Annotated in this window: 15 protein-coding genes, 1 tRNA gene and 1 pseudogene; 8 read left to right on the top strand and 9 right to left on the bottom strand. The window is 47.3% G+C overall.

Going from position 1 to position 20,290, the window contains the following annotated elements:
• Positions 1 to 20: 20 nt before the first annotated feature.
• Positions 21 to 1,196, bottom strand: a complete 1,176-nt coding sequence (locus tag ACO0KY_RS08155; protein ID WP_423045191.1) for a GNAT family N-acetyltransferase — start codon at positions 1,194 to 1,196, stop codon at positions 21 to 23.
• Between the two features lie 27 nt (positions 1,197 to 1,223).
• Here ACO0KY_RS08155 and ACO0KY_RS08150 point away from each other — a divergent pair, with 27 nt between their 5' ends.
• The 3 genes from ACO0KY_RS08150 to ACO0KY_RS08140 are packed head-to-tail and all read left to right on the top strand — an operon-like array spanning position 1,224 to position 4,380.
• Positions 1,224 to 2,837, top strand: a complete 1,614-nt coding sequence (locus tag ACO0KY_RS08150; protein ID WP_423045190.1) for an NAD+ synthase — start codon at positions 1,224 to 1,226, stop codon at positions 2,835 to 2,837.
• A 31-nt stretch (positions 2,838 to 2,868) separates the two neighbouring features.
• Positions 2,869 to 3,207 (top strand): P-II family nitrogen regulator, encoded by a 339-nt coding sequence (locus ACO0KY_RS08145; protein ID WP_186914080.1) that lies wholly within the window; start codon positions 2,869 to 2,871, stop codon positions 3,205 to 3,207.
• 33 nt (positions 3,208 to 3,240) lie between these two features.
• Entirely contained in the window at positions 3,241 to 4,380 is a 1,140-nt protein-coding gene (locus ACO0KY_RS08140; RefSeq protein ID WP_423045189.1) for an ABC transporter substrate-binding protein, read from the top strand.
• A gap of 74 nt (positions 4,381 to 4,454) precedes the next feature.
• On the opposite strand, the gene ACO0KY_RS08135 is transcribed toward ACO0KY_RS08140, so the two are convergent.
• Both ACO0KY_RS08135 and trxB read right to left on the bottom strand, forming a co-directional pair.
• A complete protein-coding gene (locus ACO0KY_RS08135; RefSeq protein ID WP_186914078.1) occupies positions 4,455 to 5,090 on the bottom strand; it encodes a Smr/MutS family protein in 636 nt (211 codons plus the stop codon).
• Between the two features lie 14 nt (positions 5,091 to 5,104).
• Positions 5,105 to 6,049: a thioredoxin-disulfide reductase gene (trxB, locus tag ACO0KY_RS08130; protein ID WP_186914077.1), complete on the bottom strand. Its 945-nt coding sequence runs from the start codon at positions 6,047 to 6,049 to the stop codon at positions 5,105 to 5,107.
• Positions 6,050 to 6,433: 384 nt separating this feature from the next.
• Here trxB and ACO0KY_RS08125 point away from each other — a divergent pair, with 384 nt between their 5' ends.
• From ACO0KY_RS08125 to serS, 4 genes are all read left to right on the top strand, one after another.
• A complete protein-coding gene (locus ACO0KY_RS08125) occupies positions 6,434 to 8,770 on the top strand; it encodes a DNA translocase FtsK (RefSeq protein ID WP_423045188.1) in 2,337 nt (778 codons plus the stop codon).
• 65 nt (positions 8,771 to 8,835) lie between these two features.
• On the top strand, positions 8,836 to 9,525 hold the full coding sequence (gene lolA, locus ACO0KY_RS08120) for an outer membrane lipoprotein chaperone LolA (RefSeq protein ID WP_423045187.1): 690 nt from the start codon (positions 8,836 to 8,838) through the stop codon (positions 9,523 to 9,525).
• A gap of 42 nt (positions 9,526 to 9,567) precedes the next feature.
• Positions 9,568 to 10,827: a replication-associated recombination protein A gene (locus ACO0KY_RS08115; RefSeq protein WP_423045186.1), complete on the top strand. Its 1,260-nt coding sequence runs from the start codon at positions 9,568 to 9,570 to the stop codon at positions 10,825 to 10,827.
• A gap of 129 nt (positions 10,828 to 10,956) precedes the next feature.
• Positions 10,957 to 12,252, top strand: a complete 1,296-nt coding sequence (gene serS / locus ACO0KY_RS08110) for a serine--tRNA ligase (RefSeq protein ID WP_423045185.1) — start codon at positions 10,957 to 10,959, stop codon at positions 12,250 to 12,252.
• 159 nt (positions 12,253 to 12,411) lie between these two features.
• Here serS and ACO0KY_RS08105 read toward each other — a convergent pair whose 3' ends face one another.
• Positions 12,412 to 14,238 (bottom strand): GGDEF domain-containing protein, encoded by a 1,827-nt coding sequence (locus tag ACO0KY_RS08105; protein ID WP_423045308.1) that lies wholly within the window; start codon positions 14,236 to 14,238, stop codon positions 12,412 to 12,414.
• Between the two features lie 352 nt (positions 14,239 to 14,590).
• Here ACO0KY_RS08105 and ACO0KY_RS08100 point away from each other — a divergent pair.
• Positions 14,591 to 14,680: transfer RNA gene (locus ACO0KY_RS08100), tRNA-Ser, on the top strand.
• 371 nt (positions 14,681 to 15,051) lie between these two features.
• Here ACO0KY_RS08100 and ACO0KY_RS08095 read toward each other — a convergent pair.
• From ACO0KY_RS08095 to ACO0KY_RS08075, 5 genes and pseudogenes are all read right to left on the bottom strand, one after another.
• Positions 15,052 to 15,462 (bottom strand): type II toxin-antitoxin system VapC family toxin, encoded by a 411-nt coding sequence (locus tag ACO0KY_RS08095; RefSeq protein ID WP_423045184.1) that lies wholly within the window; start codon positions 15,460 to 15,462, stop codon positions 15,052 to 15,054.
• 10 nt (positions 15,463 to 15,472) lie between these two features.
• Positions 15,473 to 15,685 (bottom strand): FitA-like ribbon-helix-helix domain-containing protein, encoded by a 213-nt coding sequence (locus tag ACO0KY_RS08090; RefSeq protein ID WP_423045183.1) that lies wholly within the window; start codon positions 15,683 to 15,685, stop codon positions 15,473 to 15,475.
• A 199-nt stretch (positions 15,686 to 15,884) separates the two neighbouring features.
• Positions 15,885 to 16,583: pseudogene (locus ACO0KY_RS08085) on the bottom strand (IS6 family transposase).
• A gap of 95 nt (positions 16,584 to 16,678) precedes the next feature.
• Positions 16,679 to 18,316, bottom strand: coding sequence for a PEP/pyruvate-binding domain-containing protein (locus tag ACO0KY_RS08080; protein WP_423045182.1), 1,638 nt, complete (start codon positions 18,314 to 18,316; stop codon positions 16,679 to 16,681).
• Positions 18,313 to 20,265, bottom strand: a complete 1,953-nt coding sequence (locus tag ACO0KY_RS08075; protein WP_423045181.1) for a DUF47 family protein — start codon at positions 20,263 to 20,265, stop codon at positions 18,313 to 18,315. The genes ACO0KY_RS08080 and ACO0KY_RS08075 overlap by 4 nt, the downstream gene beginning before the upstream one ends.
• Positions 20,266 to 20,290 lie beyond the last annotated feature (25 nt).

Genomic DNA, 20,290 nt, shown 5'->3' with positions numbered 1-20,290 from the left:
AACGTTGTAAAATTTCAAGTCTATGTGTCCCTTAATTCAGGATCTTTTTTATACGGTGTGTGTTGATTTAACTCGTCAATATACATTTCGACTCCGTTTGTCTCTCTTTTCAGAAATTGTGCTACCGCATCGCTGAATTCAGGACGTGTCAATAAATGTGCTGACCAGGTCTTTTCCGGTAAAAAACCACGCGCCATTTTGTGCTCTCCTTGAGCGCCACCTTCAAAAATAGCCATTTTCTGCTCAATACAGAGTTCTATGGCTTGGTAATACGCTGTCTCAAAGTGCAGGCAGGGATAAGACTCGATACAGCCCCAATAGCGACCGTAAAGTCGTTGTTGATCGTAAATGAGTAGAGAAGCGGCGATTCTGTTGCCGTCTTTATAGGCAAAAATCAGGAAAATGTTTTCCGCCATTTCTGCGCCGATGGTTAAGAAAAAGGGCAGATTCAGATAGGGTGTAGAGTGATGGTTGCGGTAGGTCAGGTCATAGCAATGCTTGAAAAATTGCCAGTCCTCAGGCGTAGCTTCAGTTCCTGGGATGTGTAAAAAAGATATGCCTTGTTCAGCAACCTTACGTCTTTCCGCGCGGATGTTTTTCCGTTTTTTTGCTTCTAAGCTGGCCAGAAAATCATCAAAGCACTGGTAATCTTGATTTTTCCAGTGGAACTGTACCCCGGTTCTGATTAAAAAACCCGCATTTTGGTAAAATTCCAGATCAGCTTCAGGAAAGAATAGCGTGTGACAAGAAGAAAACCCGCCTGATACTGTCATCTGCTTAAATACATCAATTAATAATGCTTGTATCTGAGGGCTTCTGGCAAGAGCACGACACCCGGTAACCGGCGTAAAAGGAATTGCCGATAATAATTTAGGGTAATAATCGTGCCCATAGCGATGATAGGCGTCGGCCCATGCCCAATCAAAGACATATTCGCCGTAAGAGTGGCTTTTTTCATAGACAGGATACGCCCCGACTAATTCTTTGGCTTCCCAAATGGTAATGAAGCAAGTGCGCCAGCCAGTTTTTGCACTGGCAGATCCGGATTCTTCCAGTGCAGACAGAAAGGCATAAGATAAGAAGGGATTACGGTGGGTTTGCACGTTGAGAAGGGTTTCCCATTGTTCGCGCCCAATCTCTGAAAGAGAAGTGGCGATGCCCATGCGATAATGCTGACTTATAGATGTTAATTCCATTTTTGATTCAATTCAGATTGCACGATTATGACCATTAAAGTTGCCATCGCCCAGATGAATAGTACGGTTGGAGACCTGACCGGAAATGCGGCCCACATATTTGAATACGTCAGTAAAGCAGCTCAACAAGGCGCAGACATTGTCGTCACGCCAGAGTTGTCATTAGTTGGCTATCCGCCTGAGGATTTATTACTGCGTCCGGCGTTTTACCGTAAGACAGAGTATGCCTTAAATCAACTCGCCACGCAGTTGGCGGTTTTTCCGGATGTTTATGTTTTAGTGGGACATCCAGCTGAGGATCAGGGGCGCCGGTTTAATGCGGTGTCAGTGTTAGCCAATGGTGTAATTGTTACCAGTTACTTTAAACGTAAATTGCCTAATGACATGGTTTTTGACGAAGTACGCTACTTTTCTGAAGGACATGAAAGCTGCGTATTTAATGTCAAAGGTGTGCAATTTGGCATAAATATTTGTGAAGACACTTGGTCCAAAGACGCACCACAGGTGGCAAAAGACGCTGGCGCACAAGTACTGCTCGTGCCAAATGGCTCACCATTCCATATGCTCAAGCAACATCAACGTATTGAGGTTATGCGTGCAAATGTCACCCGCAGTGGCATGTCCCTCGTCTATGCCAATCTGGTTGGTGGTCAGGATGAATTGATTTTTGATGGTAATTCGTTTGTGTTGAACACTGCTGGCGAGTTGGTCGCGCAGCTGAAGCATTGCGAAACCGAGTTGCAACTCATTGAATTCAATGGTGCTGAGCCGATCGCCCAAACGCTTCCCGTCGAGGAACCTATCGAGGCACAAATATACAAGGCACTGGTTTTGGGAGTGCGAGATTACGTGACTAAAAACGGTTTTCCTGGCGTTTTGCTAGGTTTGTCGGGTGGTGTTGATTCCGCTTTAACATTGGCAATTGCGGTCGATGCCTTAGGTGCGGAGAAGGTGAGGGCGGTGATGATGCCATCTCCCTACACCGCAGACATTTCTTTGCTGGATTCGCGTGACATGGTGCAGCGTATAGGCGTACGCTATGATGAATTGTCGATTGCAGCATGTTTTGAGGCATTCCGATCAACGCTCAGTTCCGAATTTGCGGGTTTGAAAGAAGATACGACGGAAGAAAATATCCAGGCGCGCATTCGTGGCACCCTGTTGATGGCGTTGTCGAATAAATACGGTTCTATTGTTCTGACTACCGGCAATAAGAGTGAAATGGCAGTTGGTTATTGCACCTTGTATGGTGATATGGCTGGTGGCTTTGCGGTGATTAAGGATATCGCAAAAACCATGGTGTATCGTTTGTGTGCTTACCGCAATAGCCTGTCGGATGTGATTCCAGAGCGTATCCTGACACGTGCACCATCGGCAGAATTGCGCCCTGATCAGACTGATCAGGATTCATTGCCACCTTACGAAGTATTAGACGCGATCATGCAACTGTACATGGAAGAAAATAAGTCCCGTGCTGAAATCGTCGCCGCTGGATACTCTGAAGAAGATGTTGAAAGAATTACGCGTTTGATTAAAATTAATGAATACAAGCGACGCCAGGCACCAATAGGGATAAGGATCACGCACCGGGCGTTCGGGCGGGATTGGCGCTATCCGGTAACATCAAAATTCAGAGATTAAAAAAGTTAAAAGATTACTAAAGGGAGAAATAATGAAACAAATTACAGCAGTTATCAAGCCGTTTAAGTTGGATGAGGTTCGCGAGGCCTTGGCAGATGTCGGCGTAACGGGCTTAACTGTGACTGAGGTAAAAGGCTTTGGTCGTCAAAAAGGGCATACCGAGTTGTATCGCGGGGCGGAATACGTGGTCGATTTTTTGCCTAAGATTAAAGTTGAAGTTGTTGTTGACGATAAAATCTGTGATCACGTAGTTGACGCCATTATCAAGGCAGCGCACACTGGAAAAATTGGTGACGGTAAGATTTTTGTACAAAACGTCGAGCAAGTGATACGCATACGCACTGGTGAAACTGGGCCGGAAGCGGTGTAATCATCTTAATGAATCCTGCTTTTTAAGAATCATATGACATTGTTAAAAAAAATAATTACCATTCTCTCTACAGTTGTTGCAGTGTCGGCGTATGCCGAGACGGGCGTTTCTGAGCGTAAAATTATCATCGGACAGTCCGCAGCCTTTTCTGGTCCCGCTGCACAATTAGGGATACAACTTAACGCCGGAGCAAAAGCGTATTTTGATCACGTCAATGCCGCTGGCGGCGTGTTTGGACGCAAAATAGAAATTCTACAACGTGACGATCAATATGAAGCGGATATTGCTGCTACTAACACTAAAAACTTGATTGAAAACGATAACGTTTTTGCCTTGTTTGGTTATGTAGGTACACCTACCAGTAATGCCGCACTGCCGATTTTTACGAAAGCTAAAGTGCCATTTTTTGCACCGTTTAGCGGTGCCCAATCATTAAGAGATCCTTTTAATAAACTGATTTTCAATGTACGTGCCAGCTACAACGATGAAACCGAACATCTGGTCGATCGCCTGGTGAATACTGGTTTAAAAAATATCGCTGTGTTTTATCAGAATGATGCTTACGGTAAAGCCGGTCTTTCTGGTGTAGAGCGCGCTTTAAAAAAATTAAATTTACCGATTGTCGAAACGGCGACAGTTGAGCGGAATAGTTCGGATGTATCCAAAGCAGTAGAAAAGATGATGGCAAAACGTCCTGATGTCATCATACAGGTCAGTGCATATACATCGTGTGCAGCTTTCATTAAAGAAATGCATAAACGAAATTATACTGGTCAGTTTTACAATCTCTCATTTGTGGGTAGTCAGGCTTTGTCAGATGCGCTCGCTAAAGAAGGCCCAGGCGTGGTGATTTCTCAAGTTGTGCCATTTCCATGGTCGAGTGCGAACGCGACGGTGGTGGGTGAATATACCAAGGTGATGAATAAAGCAGGTATCAAAGACCTCAATTTCTCTAGTCTTGAAGGGTTTATTGATGCGAAGATTTTTGTTGAGGGCTTGCGCCGTGCCGGGCAAGATTTAACCAGAGAAAAATTCATTGCAGCTTTAGAAACCATCAATATGAAAAGTTATGATGGTGGTGGATTTGATGTGAATTTCTCATCATCCAATCATAACGGCTCGAAGTTTGTCGATATGACCGTCATCACGAAAGACGGTAAATTCAAAGACTGACGTCGTTGATGTCAGTTTGATGCCAAAATACAAAAGAAGGGCAAAATGACGAAGTAAGTCATTTTGCCCAGTCTTTACGATTTGAGCAGTACGATTAAAGCGCCCGAGCCGCCATCAGCCGCCGTCGCCTGACTAAATGCCAACACTTCATCTTTCTGTATCAGCCAGTTTCTGACTTTGTGCTTTAAGACGGGTTCTTTATTAATCGAACCCAAGCCTTTGCCATGAATAATGCGCACGCAACGTAAGCCATTGCGATCACACCTTCTCAAAAACTCACCTAAACTGTCCCGCGCCTGATCGCGACGCATTCCGTGCAAGTCAAGCTGTGCCTGAATCACCCAATGCCCTTTTCTGAGCTTGCGTACCACATCGGCACCGACACCGGCACGCGTGTAACTCAGATCACCGTCAGTTTCTAGCAAAGAATCAGCATCAAATTCATCTGATAGCGATTCTTGTAGCGCTGATTTTTCATCGGCGAGATGTTGAAATGGAATCGGTTCTGGACGCGCCGGGGGGGTAAGGTGCTTGCTGGCAGTTTTGATGGGCGCAACTGTACCGATGCTGGAGCGGAAAATATTGGCTTCTGCTGCTGCTTTTTTCTCGCGCTCCAAGCGTTCCGCTTCAGCCTTCTGCTGGGTTTCTTGTTGCTGCTTTAATTGCTGACCCAAAGATTTCAGGTCAGCAAAATTTTTCAAGGAAGACATTGCCTGAGCCTGAATTACTCTTCGAGGAAGCGCTGCGCATCCAATGCTGCCATGCAGCCTGTACCTGCACTGGTGATGGCTTGGCGATAGACGTGATCTTGCACGTCGCCAGCAGCAAACACGCCAGGGATATTGGTTGCTGTGGACATGCCTTCTGTACCAGTGCGTGTTTTGATGTAGCCGTTTTGCATGGTCAGTTGACCTTCAAATATGCTGGTGTTTGGTTTATGGCCGATGGCGATAAACACGCCATGCAAAGGAATCGCAGTCACAACACCGTCAGCCGATTTGACATTGATACCGGTCACGCCAGAGTCATCACCAGTCACTTCGTCGAGCGTATGGTTCCATTTGACTTCGATTTTACCTTCAGCAACTTTTGCCATTAAGCGATCAATCAAAATCGCTTCAGCGCGGAATTTGTCGCGGCGATGGATCACAGTCACTTTGCTAGCGATATTCGATAAGTACAAAGCTTCTTCAACAGCAGTATTGCCACCCCCAACAACGGCGACTTCTTTGCCGCGATAGAAAAAACCGTCGCAGGTTGCGCAAGCGGAAACGCCTTTGCCCATAAACGCCTGTTCGGAAGGCAGGCCGAGGTATTGCGCGGAAGCGCCCGTTGCAATAATCAACGAGTCGCAAGTGTATTCGCCCTGATCACCAATCAGGCGGATTGGTTTTTCAGTCAACTTTGTAGTGTGGATGTAATCGAAAATAATTTCAGTGTTAAAGCGTTCTGCATGTTGCAGGAAGCGCTGCATCAATTCTGGACCCTGAACACCCAGGGGGTCAGCTGGCCAGTTTTCTACATCAGTTGTGGTCATCAATTGACCACCTTGCTCAACGCCGGTAATCAGCACAGGATTAAGATTAGCGCGGGCAGCATAGATCGCTGCTGAATAGCCTGCGGGGCCAGAACCAAGAATCAGTACGCGAGCATGTTTGGATGTAGACATAGGTTGACCTGCTTAAAAAGTTAAACGATACGCATACCGACATAAAAAATATCAATGTGCGCTGAGGAATGAGTTGCAGATGGAGTCGCAGTATCGAAAAACAAGCATTAGTAAATAAATTAGCTAAAATGCATGTTATTTTATACTTTTTGACCATCTTTCTACGTATTTTGTACGTAATTTGTTCTGAAAGTCGAACGTAAGCATAAATTATAGTCTATCCCTAAAAGCTTGGCTGGCCAGGTGGCGTTTGGTCGAAGTCTTGCTGAATTATTGCTAAATTATTGCTGAAATACCGCTGAAGTTTGGCTGAAGTTTGGTTACTGTGGCCTAACATGCTATCTTGTCAGACTTTGGTTGTCTGGGTACCTATTTTCCTGATTTATGACTACAAGTAACGAAGCCTATACACGTACGAATAAAGCGCCACCGCCACCGCCATTGCCCAACAAAATGGTCGTGTTGCTCATGGAGGCGCGCTGGATATTATTCGCTGCCTTAAGTATTTGTCTGATTTTGATCCTGGTGACCTATTCAAAAGCGGATCCGGGTTGGTCGCAATCCAGTGTGGTGCCCAAAATTCATAATGTGGGAGGCAAATTCGGTGCCTGGCTTGCTGACGTCTTACTTTATGTGTTTGGCTTGTCAACCTGGTGGTGGTGCGTTGCTGGGCTGCGGCAGGTCTGGAAAGCGTATCGCAAGTTGGCGAACCGTTTCAGGGTAACGCCCGAACCTGAGCCAGATATTTCCCAGCCTGAAATTTTGATACAAAAACTGGGTTTTGCTATGCTGCTGACCGGCAGTATGGGCATTGAATATCTGCGTATGTATTCTATGCGTATCCCTTTGCCTTTGGCACCGGGCGGTGTGTTAGGCGATTTGATTGGGCGTGCCGCTTTTAATGCTTTGGGGTTTACTGGCGCTACACTCGCGTTATTATTGCTGATGGCGTTGGGCGTCAGCTTGTACTTTCAAATGTCGTGGCTCACTATTGCTGAAAAAATTGGCGCAGCCATTGAGGGTGTGTTTGTCTTTATCAATAATAAGTATGCTGCCGCGGAAGATCGTCGCTTAGGCCAAACCGCTGCTGTTAAGCGCGAAGAAGTTGTGGTACAGGAGCGTGCCAAAATCGTTGAAGCGCCACCTATCCGCATCGAGCCGCAGGTGGTCGCTGTTCAGCGTTCTGAGCGGGTTGAAAAAGAGAAGCAAGTTTCTTTGTTTAATGAGTTGCCTGACACCAATCTGCCGCCATTAAATCTGCTCGATGACGCGCCGCCAGTGCAAGAAACCGTCAGCGTCCAGACGCTGGAATTTACCAGCCGTCTGATCGAGAAAAAACTCTCGGACTTTGGTGTTGATGCCAAAGTTGTGGCAGCTTATCCGGGCCCGGTCGTTACCCGTTATGAGATTGAACCCGCCACAGGCGTCAAAGGCAGTCAGATCGTCAATTTGGCGAGAGATCTGGCGCGTTCTTTGTCACTCACCTCCATTCGTGTAGTTGAAACCATACCCGGTAAAAATTACATGGGTCTGGAATTACCGAATCCTAAGCGACAAATCGTCCGTCTGACTGAAATTCTTGGCTCCAAACTATATAACGACGGCATTTCCAGCCTGACCATCGCTTTGGGTAAAGACATTGCAGGTAATCCTGTCACTGCTGATCTTGCCAAAATGCCGCATTTGTTAGTGGCGGGTACGACGGGTTCTGGTAAGTCGGTGGGTATTAATGCAACGATTTTGTCGCTGTTGTACAAGTCCGATCCGAATGACGTCCGGATGATCCTGATCGATCCTAAAATGTTGGAGATGTCAGTCTATGAAGGCATTCCTCATTTGTTGGCGCCGGTCGTCACCGATATGCGTCAGGCTGGCCATGCCCTGAATTGGGCGGTGTCTGAGATGGAACGTCGTTATAAATTGATGTCCAAACTTGGCGTGCGTAATCTGGCAGGCTACAACGTCAAAATTGCTGAAGCAGTCAAAAAAGAACAATTGATCCCCAATCCATTTAGCTTGACTCCGGATGCACCTGAACCTCTGGACAAGTTGCCGACTATTGTGATCATCATCGATGAATTGGCTGATCTGATGATGGTAGTTGGTAAGAAAGTCGAAGAATTGATTGCCCGTATCGCGCAAAAAGCCCGTGCTGCGGGTATTCACTTGATTTTGGCTACGCAACGTCCGTCGGTCGACGTAATTACTGGTTTGATTAAAGCCAATATTCCTACCCGTATTGCATTTCAGGTCAGCAGTAAAATCGATTCACGCACGATTCTCGATCAAATGGGTGCCGAAGCCTTGCTGGGTATGGGTGACATGCTTTACATGCCACCAGGTACCGGTTTGCCTATCCGTGTACATGGTGCGTTTGTGTCAGATGATGAAGTGCATAGGGTTGTTGAGTACCTGAAAGCCCAGGGCGAGCCAAATTATATCGAAGGCATACTCGAAGGCGGTACGCTGGAAGAGGGTGGTGAAGCGGGTGCAGCGACTGAGGGCGCCGGTGGTGGCGAGGCTGATGCCTTGTACGATCAGGCGGTAGCGATTGTGTTAAAAAATCGTCGTGCCTCGATTTCTTTGGTACAGCGTCATTTACGCATCGGTTACAACCGTGCTGCACGTTTGTTGGAACAAATGGAGCAAAGCGGGGTCGTATCTACCATGCAGTCGAATGGTAACCGTGAAATTCTGGTGCCAGTTGGCAATGCGGAATAAGCCGCAAAATCCAACGAAAATCCACACAAATCCTCAGACAAAGCGTCTGAATGACAGGAAATACAGTGAATAAGCAAATTCAGCAAAATCAACAAAGCCAGCAAAATAAAACATGGCATCGTTTAGTAACGAGTGTCGTGGTCGCAAGTAGTTTAATCATCGGCTCAGGTAGCGCTTATGCCTCAGCGGTAGAGCAATTTAAGTCTTTCGTCAGTAACTCAAAGAGTGCCAAAGGCGATTTTATTCAACAGCAAGTCAAGGTAGTGGATGGCAAGCCTAAGGTAATCAAAACCTCGAACGGCATATTCGTATTTGCCCGTCCTGGTAAATTCATCTGGACTTACCAAAAACCTTATGAACAGGTGCTGCAAGCTGATGGTGACAAGCTTTTCATCTACGACAAGGACTTAAATCAAGTCACAGTCAAAGAGTTGGGTAATGCGCTGGGTTCTAGCCCGGCCGCGATCTTGTTTGCCGGTGCGGGTACTGCCGATCTTGAAAAGAACTTCATCCTTAAAGATGTCGCTGACAAGCAAGGTCTTGAATGGTTGGAAGCCACACCAAAGACAAAAGATAGCCAGTTTGAGCATATTGGTATAGGTATGAAAGACGGTGTTCCCTATGCGCTGGAATTGCGTGACAGCTTTGGTCAGGCGTCCTTGATTACCCTCAAAAATCTAGAAAAAAATCCAGCCTTGAAAGCTGATCAGTTTAAATTCGTCGTCCCTGCCGGGGCTGACGTGTTCCGTCAATAAATGAATACCACAAGTCGTTCACTTACACCTCTTGCAGAGCGCATGCGCCCTGCAAGCTTACAAGAAGTCATAGGCCAACAACATTTGCTGAGTGAAGGCAAGCCTTTGCGGCTGGCCTTTGCTTCGGGTGAGCCGCACTCCATGATTTTGTGGGGACCACCAGGCGTTGGCAAAACGACGCTGGCACGCTTGATGGCAGATGCTTTTCATTGCGAATTTATAGCGTTATCTGCGGTGCTGTCTGGCATTAAAGATATTCGTGAGGCGGTAGAGCGCGCACAGATTGTGCAAGCCAATTCGCGTCGTCGTACCATTTTGTTTGTCGATGAGGTACATCGTTTCAACAAAAGCCAGCAAGATGCATTTTTACCGCATGTAGAAAGCGGCTTGTTCACGTTTATCGGCGCGACTACAGAAAACCCATCGTTTGAAGTCAATAGCGCTTTGTTGTCACGTGCTGCCGTGTATGTGTTGAAATCGCTGACCGATGACGATCTGGCGGCAATGGTCGACAGGGCTTGCGAGCGAGAATTAGGTGGTTTGCAAATGACCCCCGACGCTAAAGTCAGTCTTGTATCGAGTGCCGATGGAGATGGTCGCAAACTGCTCAATAATCTTGATATCGTGGCGCATGCTGCAAACGCCAAACAAGTCGGCTTAATTGACGCGGTATTGCTGAGTGAATGCCTGGGCGATGCCTTGCGCCGCTTTGATAAAGGTGGTGACGCGTTTTACGATCAGATTTCAGCTTTGCATAAATCGGTACGCGGTTCCAGCCCTGATGGTGCTTTGTACTGGTTAGTTAGAATGCTTGATGGCGGTGCTGATCCGCGCTACCTGGCGCGTCGCATCATTCGTATGGCTGCTGAAGATATCGGCCTTGCCGACCCACGCGCACTGCGCATTACGCTGGATGCGGCAGAAACCTATGAGCGTTTAGGTTCACCGGAAGGTGAACTGGCGCTGGCTGAGGCCGTGGTGTATCTGGCTTGTGCCGCCAAGTCGAACGCGGTTTATAAAGCCTATAACGAAGTGAAGGCATTGATTGCCAAAGACAAGTCCCGCGTTGTCCCTGAGCATTTGCGCAATGCACCAACCAAATTGATGAAAGAATTAGGTTACGGCAAGCTATACCGTTACGCCCATGATGAACCGGATGCCTATGCCGCAGGAGAAACCTATTTGCCCGAAGGCTTGGAGGGGCGATCCTGGTATAAGCCGGTACCGCGAGGAATGGAAATCAAAATTGGTGAAAAACTCGCCTACCTGCGCCGTTTGGATGAAGATGCATCAAAATCCTGAAGGCTTGTAAAAAACAAAATACTCAACAATAAAATTCGTCTATAAATTTAGGGGAAATCCGTCGGGCTTGCTACAATAGACGGTTAATAGGCGATTCGCTCCATTTCAAAAACTTGGCATTAAATTACTATGATAGACATTCAACTCCTACGCAAAGACATTGATAGCGTTGCCGCCCGTCTGGCGACACGCAAATTTCAATTGGATGTGGTAACCTTTAACACGCTTGAAGGTGAGCGCAAGCAAATACAGTCACGCACCGAAGAATTGCAAGGCAAGCGTAATACCTTGTCCAAGCAAATCGGTATGCTCAAAGGCAAAGGTGAAGATGCATCAGCAGTCATGGCTGAAGTGGGCGGCATTGGTGATGAACTAAAAGCATCCGAAGTACGTCTGGCAGAAGTACAGCAAAGCATGACCGCGTTCTTGCAAGCGATCCCTAACTTACCGCATGAATCCGTGGTCGTTGGTAACGATGAGTCAGGCAACGTAGAAGTGCGCAAAGTTGGCACACCACGCACTTTTGATTTTGAAGTTAAAGATCACGTGGATATCGGTTCTGCATTGGGTCTGGATTTTGATACTGCGGTGAAGCTGACTGGTTCACGCTTCTCGGTAATGAAAGGCGGCATGGCACGTCTGCATCGCGCCTTAGCGCAATTCATGCTCGATACCCAGACTTTAGAAAACGGCTACACCGAAGTCTATACACCGTACATGGTCAATGCTGACTCTATGCGTGGTACAGGCCAATTGCCAAAGTTTGAAGAAGACTTATTTGCGGTCAAAAAAGGCGGACAGGAAGGCGACGGAGAGACTCTGTACCTGATCCCCACTTCCGAAGTGACCTTGACCAATACCGTGCGTGACGAAATCGTCGCCGCCGATGCGTTACCAATCAAAATGACAGCGCATACACCATGCTTCCGTTCTGAAGCAGGTAGCTATGGCCGTGATACGCGCGGCATGATCCGCCAACACCAATTCGATAAAGTAGAAATGGTACAGATCGTGCACCCAGATCATTCCATGGCAGCTTTGGATGAAATGGTCGGCCACGCCGAATCCGTGTTGAAAAAACTCGAACTACCATACCGTGTCGTTAGCTTGTGTACCGGTGACATGGGCTTTGGCGCAGCAAAAACCTTCGATCTGGAAGTCTGGCTGCCAGCGCAAAATACCTATCGCGAAATTTCATCCGTCTCGAACATGGAAGCTTTCCAGGCGCGTCGTATGCAAGCGCGTTTCCGTAACGCTCAAGGAAAGCCAGAAATGGTGCACACCTTGAACGGTTCTGGCCTGGCTGTTGGTCGCACACTGGTTGCTGTATTAGAAAACTACCAGCAAGCTGATGGATCTGTGATCATCCCAGAAGCGCTGCGACCATACATGGGTGGCATTGAGAAATTGCAGCCAGCTGCTTAATTCGGAGATGTCGGCAATACGTGATAGGGCTTTGTAGAAGTCCGATCAAATCTCAGTAAGCAATTTATGTAAAAAAATCCCGCATCATTCATTTGATGCGGGATTTTTATTTTTGAATTTTATCGGTGAATTTTATCGATGAATATTATTAGAGATTCTTTATTTGATCTTGGATGAATCGTTCTCCGAACGGCGATCGATAAATAAACTATTGCCAGGGATTTTTTTTGCTTGTTTCTTTGCATCCGATGCAGCTATCGAAATCTGATGGTGCGAATAAAACTTATTTAAACTCGATTTCACCACCCCCGAAGACAGGCAGACCAGAGGGTAAAAGACTTTTTGACCTTGACGATCTTCACTCAAATAGCCACCGCGTTCGCGATCTTCGTTGCTGTAAAAGTGTTGAATCTCTTCAGAAAAACTTTGCAAAATCGCTTTGCAACGGTTTTCCCAGTCTTCACTGCGGAACAAAATAATAAAATCATCGCCACCTATGTGCCCGATAAAGTCCGTTTGCGGATCGCAGTGTGATTTTAAAATTTCACTGGTCAGCTGAATAATGTCGTCGCCGCGACGGTAACCATAGACATCATTAAACGGTTTGAAATGATCGAGGTCGCAATAGCATGCCGTGAATGCCTGTTTTTTTTCCAGCAGCTTATCGATGTGCTCATTGATGGGAACATTGCCTGGCAACTGCGTCAGTGGATTGGCATAACGCGCCGCCGTGATTTGCATCTGCGTAATTTCGCGCATCAAATCAGGGCCAGTGCAAATACCCACGTACTGTCCTTGATCGGTAATGATAATCCCGTTAATCAGATGATCAGGATTGGTCTCAACAATGATGTGACTGACATCCTGCATACTAGTATTTTTATCGACCACTACCGCATTGGCATCTATAAATTCTTTGCAAGATTTTTTGCCATACAGTTCACGTTGGTAAGGCCGTGCAAAGCGCTCAATCATGTGATATCGATTAATGATGCCGATAGGGATGCCCTGATCAACGACGGGGATAAATTGTAGTTTAGGATTCTGCAAAAAAATCTCATCCACCTGATTATTCGACATCTTAGATGGAATCGTCGGCGAGGTTTTCAGTATCTTCTCTATCGCAATCGTTTGCTCAAATGCAGCCGAATTCCTGCGCGGGCTCGGTGGGCTATTCGCTGTCAAAACCTTCGCAACTTCAGCTGAAATCGCACGGGTTGGCGTTGGGTGAGGGCGTGCAATGTGATAACCCTGGCCGCAAGCAACACCCATTTCACGTATGGTTAACAGCTCAGATTGCGTTTCTATGCCCTCGGCAATCACGCGAGTACCAGATTTTTCTGCAATCGACTGAATCGAGCGCACAAATTGCGCTTTGACAGGATCATGATCGATACCCTGGATAAAGTGCATATCAATCTTGACATAATCTGGTTTTAATTCAGACCACAAACGCAGACTAGAAAATCCCTCGCCCAAATCGTCGATGGCGATTTCAAACCCCATCTCGCGATAATGAAAAACCGCTTCGCACAACAGACCATAATCGTGGGTTGGTTGATATTCAGTCAGTTCGATGATCACACGTTCAGGATTGATGCCCAGATCACGAATATAGTCCAGCGTCTCGCCATTTCTGGTATCGCGTTGCAGTAAACATTCAGGACTGACGTTCAGAAAAAGCTTACCAGGCAACTTTTGCGCGGCAAATTGTTCCAGAATCACGTGCCGGCAAAGATGCTCTACCGTGACCGTCAGATTGTTTTCTGATGCGGTTTTAAATAAGTTCAGTGGCGAGTGCAGGGGGCTGTCAGAAGGGCCGCGTATCAAACCTTCATAACCCAAAATGTCACCATTGTGCATTTCGATAATCGGCTGAAAGCGTGCAGTCAGCGAGCGCTGCTCGATGATGCGTTGAAGCTGTGCCGATAAGCTATTGTCATCCGTATTGGCGGCTGCAGAGTATGCTTCGCACGCGGTGGCCATGTTGTGCTGAGAAAAATCTGCCATGTAATCTTCTGCCAATACACTATCCATTGAAACTACTTCCTAAAATACAAAGAGCCGCCCTTCACTCGTGATAAAGGGCGGTGTTAACTGATAAATTGTGACTATAGGTAAAATATGTTACAACTTGATGTCAATGTTGATGTGCGGCAATTGCGGAACATGCAAATTGATCCTGCTGGAATAGGTGTAGACGAGCAGTTTTTTAAATGCAGCCTGATCTGATTGGTCATTTGTTAGCCATTGCGCAATTCGATTGCTAACGAAGCTAGGAAACCCAAAGTTTCTTTGCTATAATCGAAGGCTTCGTTTTTAACGAACAGCCAAAGCCGGAGAGGTGGCAGAGTGGTTGAATGTACCTGACTCGAAATCAGGCGTACTGTAACAGGTATCGGGGGTTCGAATCCCCCCCTCTCCGCCAAGACATAGAGATAAGCCCTTAATTTTTAAGGGCTTTTCTTTTTTCCGAATTTTCCAGTATGCCATCAAGTGTTGGATAGTTATGGTGCTCGTTGGTCTTCTTTGGAATAGTCCTATTTCAATGTCAATTCCTTGGATTTATCATCTTGTAAAGGATTGTAATGAGGGGCAATTTTTATATCCCAAATATTAGGGATAAAAAATTTTAAAAAAAATTGAAGTGCATTTGTAGCTTATTTTTCCATTCGTTATTTTAATCATTTTTTTTTGGTAATTTTTCGTAACTCCTATTGTAAACCTCCCCCAATCAGTGCCAGGTATTACTAGAGTTTTGAGGTTGATGACATACAATAAAGTGTGCCAACGCCTGTATCATGCAAACGGGTTTATCAATGTGACGCCTGTTCCCTCAAAATCTGCAATATTTCGTGTTACGACATCTAATCCATGTATGAGCGCAATGGATGCAATTTGCTTATCTATGGTGTGCTGATTTTGTGATGCCATCAATTTTCCCCATACTTGAGCGCAGTCATCATCAAATACTAATATCCGATCAGAATAGTCCTGAACAATCGTACTTAGCCAAATCTCCAAAATCTTTGCCTGATTTGCATCGCCTCGCCTAGAGATTTTCTCAATGCCCGCGCGAATCTCGCCTATCGTTTGAACCGACAAATAGACAGACTCCGGATCGACAGTTTTCCAAAAGTCCTTAACACCGGCATTCGCCTTTGCACCTTTACGACGCTCACTAATAACGTTGGTATCGACTAAAAACAAATGCTTCCCCCTAAGCCGTGCGGCAATCAAAGTCCGAGTCTAAACCTACATTTGGCATACTGGTCAGTACATCAACCAGAGTGCGCCGAATTGGACGCTGCAATGCTGCCCTTAAAATTTCACGGTGTTCCGCTTCGGCGCTTCTTCCATTTGCAGCACCGCGCTGTTTTAAAGCCAATGCGATTTCATCCTCAATATTTCTAACTAATAATCTTGTTGTCATAATACCCTCGTCAATGCGCTTGCAATGCTATCATATTATTCCTGCAGCGATAGCATTGCAAGCACTCTTCAAATGCAATCAAAAGCAAAACGTTTAAAAGCTCTACGTTGATTGCACTATTTTTGGTTGTGTCGCAGTAAGGCAGAGCAAGCGAGTAAAGTAACAATCCCTCGCGAAATTAAAATGTCAGGCTGTAAAATTATTTAGCTTTGGACAAAGTCTGCCCTTTTGAGGCAGGCATCTTTTGTCCTTTGTGAATCATATGCATGGTTTCAATACCCGCAATGATAGCCTGTGCACAATGGAAATTCTTCAATCCCATCATGGGACGGGTTATTCGCTTGATTGCTCGGTGGTCTTGCTCGACAATATTTTTCAGATATTTGCTCTGGCGCATCTGAATGTCAGCGCCGGTGTGAGCGATGATACTTAGGACGGCCGCGTTGTTGGCACCGCTTTTGTCAATCGTGATCGACGCCGGTAAATCGTGTAGCCCAATGGCTCGCTCAAAGAAGTGTCGTGCTGCAGCCAGATCGCGTTTGGTGTTGAGTAGGAAGTCCACCGTATGACCAAGCCGCTCAACAGCGCGATACAGATACTTCTATTGCCCACCGACTTTAATGTAGGTTTCGTCCATCCGCCAGCTCCGACCAACTGGATGCTTGCGACGGCGAAACACCATAGCTAGTATCGGCAATATCTTCAGCGCCCAACGAGGTACCGAAGCATGATCAACCTGTACGCCCCGTTCAGCCATCATTTCCTCCAGGTTGCGCAAACTCAGCGCATAAGCTGCATACCAGCGTGCACATAACAACATCACCTCGAGCGGATAATGTAAGCGTTTTAAAACCTGACGTAGTACAGACTCTTGAAGTTGGTTGGGTATTGATTTCATTGAAACATTCTACTAATTTCGGCTTAATGCGACAGAGCCCATTGCTGACGCGCCGATTGCTACGAATCTCTTAAATTTTAAAACGCCACCAATCTTCACTTCTCACGCCTACCATGATGCCCTGCACCTGCTGACTTGCGCAGGGCGCGAAGGCGTTTGAGTAGTGCTTCATCGGGGATCAATACAGCCGCTACTTTGCCGTGATAGATCACGCCTTCGTTGCCGTCGAGGGTGATGATGTCGCCTTCGTGTAGCGTGGTTTCTGCGAAGCTGACGGTGCGGGCTGTCATGTCGATGTGCAGCGTGTCGCAACCGACCAGGCAGACTTTGCCTAGCTGTCTGGCGACGACGGCGGCGTGGGAGGTGCGAGCGCCGCGTTCTGTTAAAAGGCCTGCTGCGGAATCCAATGCGGCAATGTCGCTGGTCTCTGCGTCTTGTCTGACCAGAATCGTGGATACGCCGCCTTTAGCGTGTTCAGCGGCGCTTTGTGCATCGAGCACGATTTTGCCAGAGACTACACCGGGGCATGCGGACGCTGCCTTCGCTAAAGGTGCAATGTCGGATGAGGTTTTGTGTTGAGGTGATAGTCTGATGGTTCCTATCTCTTCTTCTTTTAATTGTTCGGTGCGTTGTAAGGCGGTAGCGGCGTCGATGATATTTTCATCTAGCAAATCCAGTGCAATGCGGGCGCAGGCGAGGGGAGTGCGTTTGCCTGAACGCGATTGCAGCATGTAAAGCACGCCATCCTGGACGGTGAATTCAAAATCCTGCATGTCTGAGAATTCTTGCTCCAGTGCTTGTGCTGCTTCCTGAAGTTTTTGCCACGCTGCTGGTGCAACGGTTGCCAGACCCTGATGAGCGTCAGCATTGCGGCGGCCGGAGACCACGTCTTCGCCTTGGGCATTGCCCAAAAAATCAACCCAAAGACCTTGTTCGCCTGTGGTTGGGTCTCTGGTAAATCCAACGCCCGCACCAGAATGTGCCCCGCTATTGCCAAACGCCATGCTTTGTATGGTGACGGCTGTGCCTATTGCCGCGTCGATCTTATTTAATTGCCGGTAGGTGTCTGCTTTGTCTGACATCCATGACGCAAATACGGCGTGAATCGCTCCGATCAGTTGCACATGCACGTCTTGTGGAAATGGCTGACCGACTTGTTCTTGATAGACGATCAAAAAGCGTTTGGTTAATGCGCGTAATTCACTGAAATCCAATTCGCGCTCGTCGCGTCCTTGGGCGATGATGGCAATCTCATTTTCAAATAAAGACGCCGGGACGCCGGATACGACCTCGCCGTAGCAAGCGACCAGATGACGATACGCGTCCCACACCAGGCGCGGGTTGCCAGTTTTTCGCAAAAATCCAGATAAGGTGGCGTCGCTAATGCCAACATTGAGTATCGTTTCCATCATGCCTGGCATCGACACCGATGCACCTGATCGCACTGAAACGATCAGGGGATTGCGGATGTCGCCAAAGACTTCGCCTGCAACGTTTTGTAGTGCGGGTAAGCCGATATCAAAAAGTGGCTTGAAGCATTCTTCCGGACGTTGAGAAAAATCCGTCCCGATTACCAAAGCAGGGGGAACTTGCAGCCCGATTTCTGCCATGCGTAATAAATTGTACGCCTTGGTTCCCATGCTCTCGCGGCTAGGTTTGTGATTGAAATGGTGATCAGTGTTGTTGCCCGAAATCAGGAAGAAATGTTTGGGCCAGTGTGTTGAAGACGTCATGACGAGATACCTGTTTTAGTGAACACCATCTTACGCAATGCATACCCAGCAGCGAGCAGATGATCGGAAGCTTTTTCGATGATATTGGCCAGATCGCTGGCAAGGCTATACGCCGCGGCTGATGATTGCAGTGAGCGTACGATGGTCATACGTGCTTGTCGCGACAAATCGTCACACACTCGTTCGGCACGTAGCATGCGCCACAGTGCTTGTAAAAATAAATCGCTGTCTATCGGTTCGCCCAAGACATTGATGTGACGTGCAATTTCGATCGCTTTGATTAAATCTTGTATCGCCGCGAGTGTCGTGTTTGCCAAAAGCAGAAGCGCTTGTTTGACTTCTGAAGGGAGTCCCTTGAGCGGCTCAATCAAGGTCATCGAATAAATGAAGATTGCTTCTTCTAAGGCGTCTGCGACATCATCGGATCTTTCGAGTAAGTCCACTACGGGCAGCCATTGCCCATGCCGTTCTGCGCGCTGTCGTGCATCCATCAATTGATGATCGGCCTGTCTTTCCCAGGTTTTGGCGCGAGATACAACGTCTGTCATGTGCCTGGCTTCTGTGGATTGCCCACTTTCTAGTACGTCGCATAATGCTATCGCAAGTGTATGACAATAAGCGGCATGTTCTGCCAGCAGGTCAAAGCCAAACGTGCGTTGTTGCAGTGCTCGCGCCAGTAGCATCCGCGCTTCGTCAGCGACCAATGCGACCGGTTGTTGCTGGCGCAAAATACTGCTGCACATGCGCATCAATTCCAGCAAGAATGTCGTGGCGACAGATTCGCCAAGCACTTCATCAAGGCGATCACCGATCCGAAACGCTTCGGTATCGACGGCTTGCATTGCATTAAAAACCAATTGTTCCCCACCAGCCAGCAGCCATGCCATGTGTCCCCATTCTTCTTTGGCTGCGCGTTGAAGAATCAAATATGCCTGGGTTTTGTTCACAAAATGTCGCAGACGTTTGCGGGCGCGGTTCCAGTCAATCACAAAAACAATGCGTGATGCGGCAGCTTCCAATCCATTGAGCAAGTCTTGTCCTTGTGCTTTGAAAATGGCGGTTCCTACCCGGTAAGGCTTGCCCGAATTGAGCACATCGGATTGAACCGGGGTCGATACTGTCCACATAAAGCCAATTTCCTCTAACATTCCTTTAAAGAACTCGAAACGCTCCACATGTAAGTCTGAATAAGTCATGCTCACAGTGTCTTGTTCGACCTCAATGACCAGCACATGCGCGTCGTTCGTGCCAATGTCATTTTGGATGAGTAAGCGTGCCCCATCGCGGGTTGCTGCTGTGTCTAATCCGGGGTGAGAGAATTTGAGTGGCGCTGTGCGATGCAATCCGCGCATAAATGCTTGAATCAGCGGGCGGTCGCCATCTTCAATTTGCCATACGTTTGCATCATCGACTATTTCGGTCGCAATCTCGCTCGCCATCGCATTGAGCTGCTTATGCAAATCCATCACTAATAGGTGGAAACTGTCTCCCTCCTTGCGATTGCCTTGGGTTAAAGCTGTCATTGATTCGCGCGTGAGACCTTCATCGTCTTTCATCTGCTCAAATTGTTTGATCCAGTGATCACGTCGTGCCGTGATATTGAGTGGAATAGTCCGGTCAGTTTCGCACACGGGGCGAGCCATGATCGTGATATCTGCCGTCAACGCATCGAGCAGTTGATTCAATTGCGGCAATACAAGCGTGTCGCCATCGATATAGGCAGTTTTAATCAACTCAATAGGCCATGTACTACCTTGCAGCCCCGCCTGCGCGAGTTCGGTTCCAAAGTCGCTTAGCGCAGTCGTCGGTGCGTTGGCATGCTGAGCCGCTGACTGAAGTAGCGTCAGATACAGCTTCAATCGATCGTTAGCATTGAGTGCTGATTTGACCCACGCTGGCATCAATAATGATTGTTTTCCAAGTGCTGAGACAGCCTGTTCTTTAAGCATTGAGATTCTCGGTATGAGCAAAATG

This window comes from Undibacterium sp. Dicai25W (genome assembly GCF_049340505.1).
Lineage (GTDB): Bacteria > Pseudomonadota > Gammaproteobacteria > Burkholderiales > Burkholderiaceae_D > Undibacterium > Undibacterium jejuense.
Note: the sequence above shows the minus strand (reverse complement) of the source record. Positions and strands in the feature narration are given on the sequence as shown.

What these genes read in the sequence shown, in the direction of transcription:
- ACO0KY_RS08135 (WP_186914078.1), bottom strand. Translation starts at nt 5,090, where the DNA reads ATGTCTTCCTTGAAAAATTTTGCTGACCTGAAATCTTTGGGTCAGCAA.
- ACO0KY_RS08080 (WP_423045182.1), bottom strand. Translation starts at nt 18,316, where the DNA reads ATGACGTCTTCAACACACTGGCCCAAACATTTCTTCCTGATTTCGGGC.
- ACO0KY_RS08115 (WP_423045186.1), top strand. Translation starts at nt 9,568, where the DNA reads ATGCGCCCTGCAAGCTTACAAGAAGTCATAGGCCAACAACATTTGCTG.
- ACO0KY_RS08140 (WP_423045189.1), top strand. Translation starts at nt 3,241, where the DNA reads ATGACATTGTTAAAAAAAATAATTACCATTCTCTCTACAGTTGTTGCA.
- trxB (WP_186914077.1), bottom strand. Translation starts at nt 6,049, where the DNA reads ATGTCTACATCCAAACATGCTCGCGTACTGATTCTTGGTTCTGGCCCC.
- ACO0KY_RS08155 (WP_423045191.1), bottom strand. Translation starts at nt 1,196, where the DNA reads ATGGAATTAACATCTATAAGTCAGCATTATCGCATGGGCATCGCCACT.
- ACO0KY_RS08090 (WP_423045183.1), bottom strand. Translation starts at nt 15,685, where the DNA reads ATGACAACAAGATTATTAGTTAGAAATATTGAGGATGAAATCGCATTG.
- ACO0KY_RS08125 (WP_423045188.1), top strand. Translation starts at nt 6,434, where the DNA reads ATGACTACAAGTAACGAAGCCTATACACGTACGAATAAAGCGCCACCG.
- ACO0KY_RS08075 (WP_423045181.1), bottom strand. Translation starts at nt 20,265, where the DNA reads ATGCTTAAAGAACAGGCTGTCTCAGCACTTGGAAAACAATCATTATTG.
- ACO0KY_RS08105 (WP_423045308.1), bottom strand. Translation starts at nt 14,238, where the DNA reads ATGGCCACCGCGTGCGAAGCATACTCTGCAGCCGCCAATACGGATGAC.
- ACO0KY_RS08145 (WP_186914080.1), top strand. Translation starts at nt 2,869, where the DNA reads ATGAAACAAATTACAGCAGTTATCAAGCCGTTTAAGTTGGATGAGGTT.
- serS (WP_423045185.1), top strand. Translation starts at nt 10,957, where the DNA reads ATGATAGACATTCAACTCCTACGCAAAGACATTGATAGCGTTGCCGCC.
- ACO0KY_RS08150 (WP_423045190.1), top strand. Translation starts at nt 1,224, where the DNA reads ATGACCATTAAAGTTGCCATCGCCCAGATGAATAGTACGGTTGGAGAC.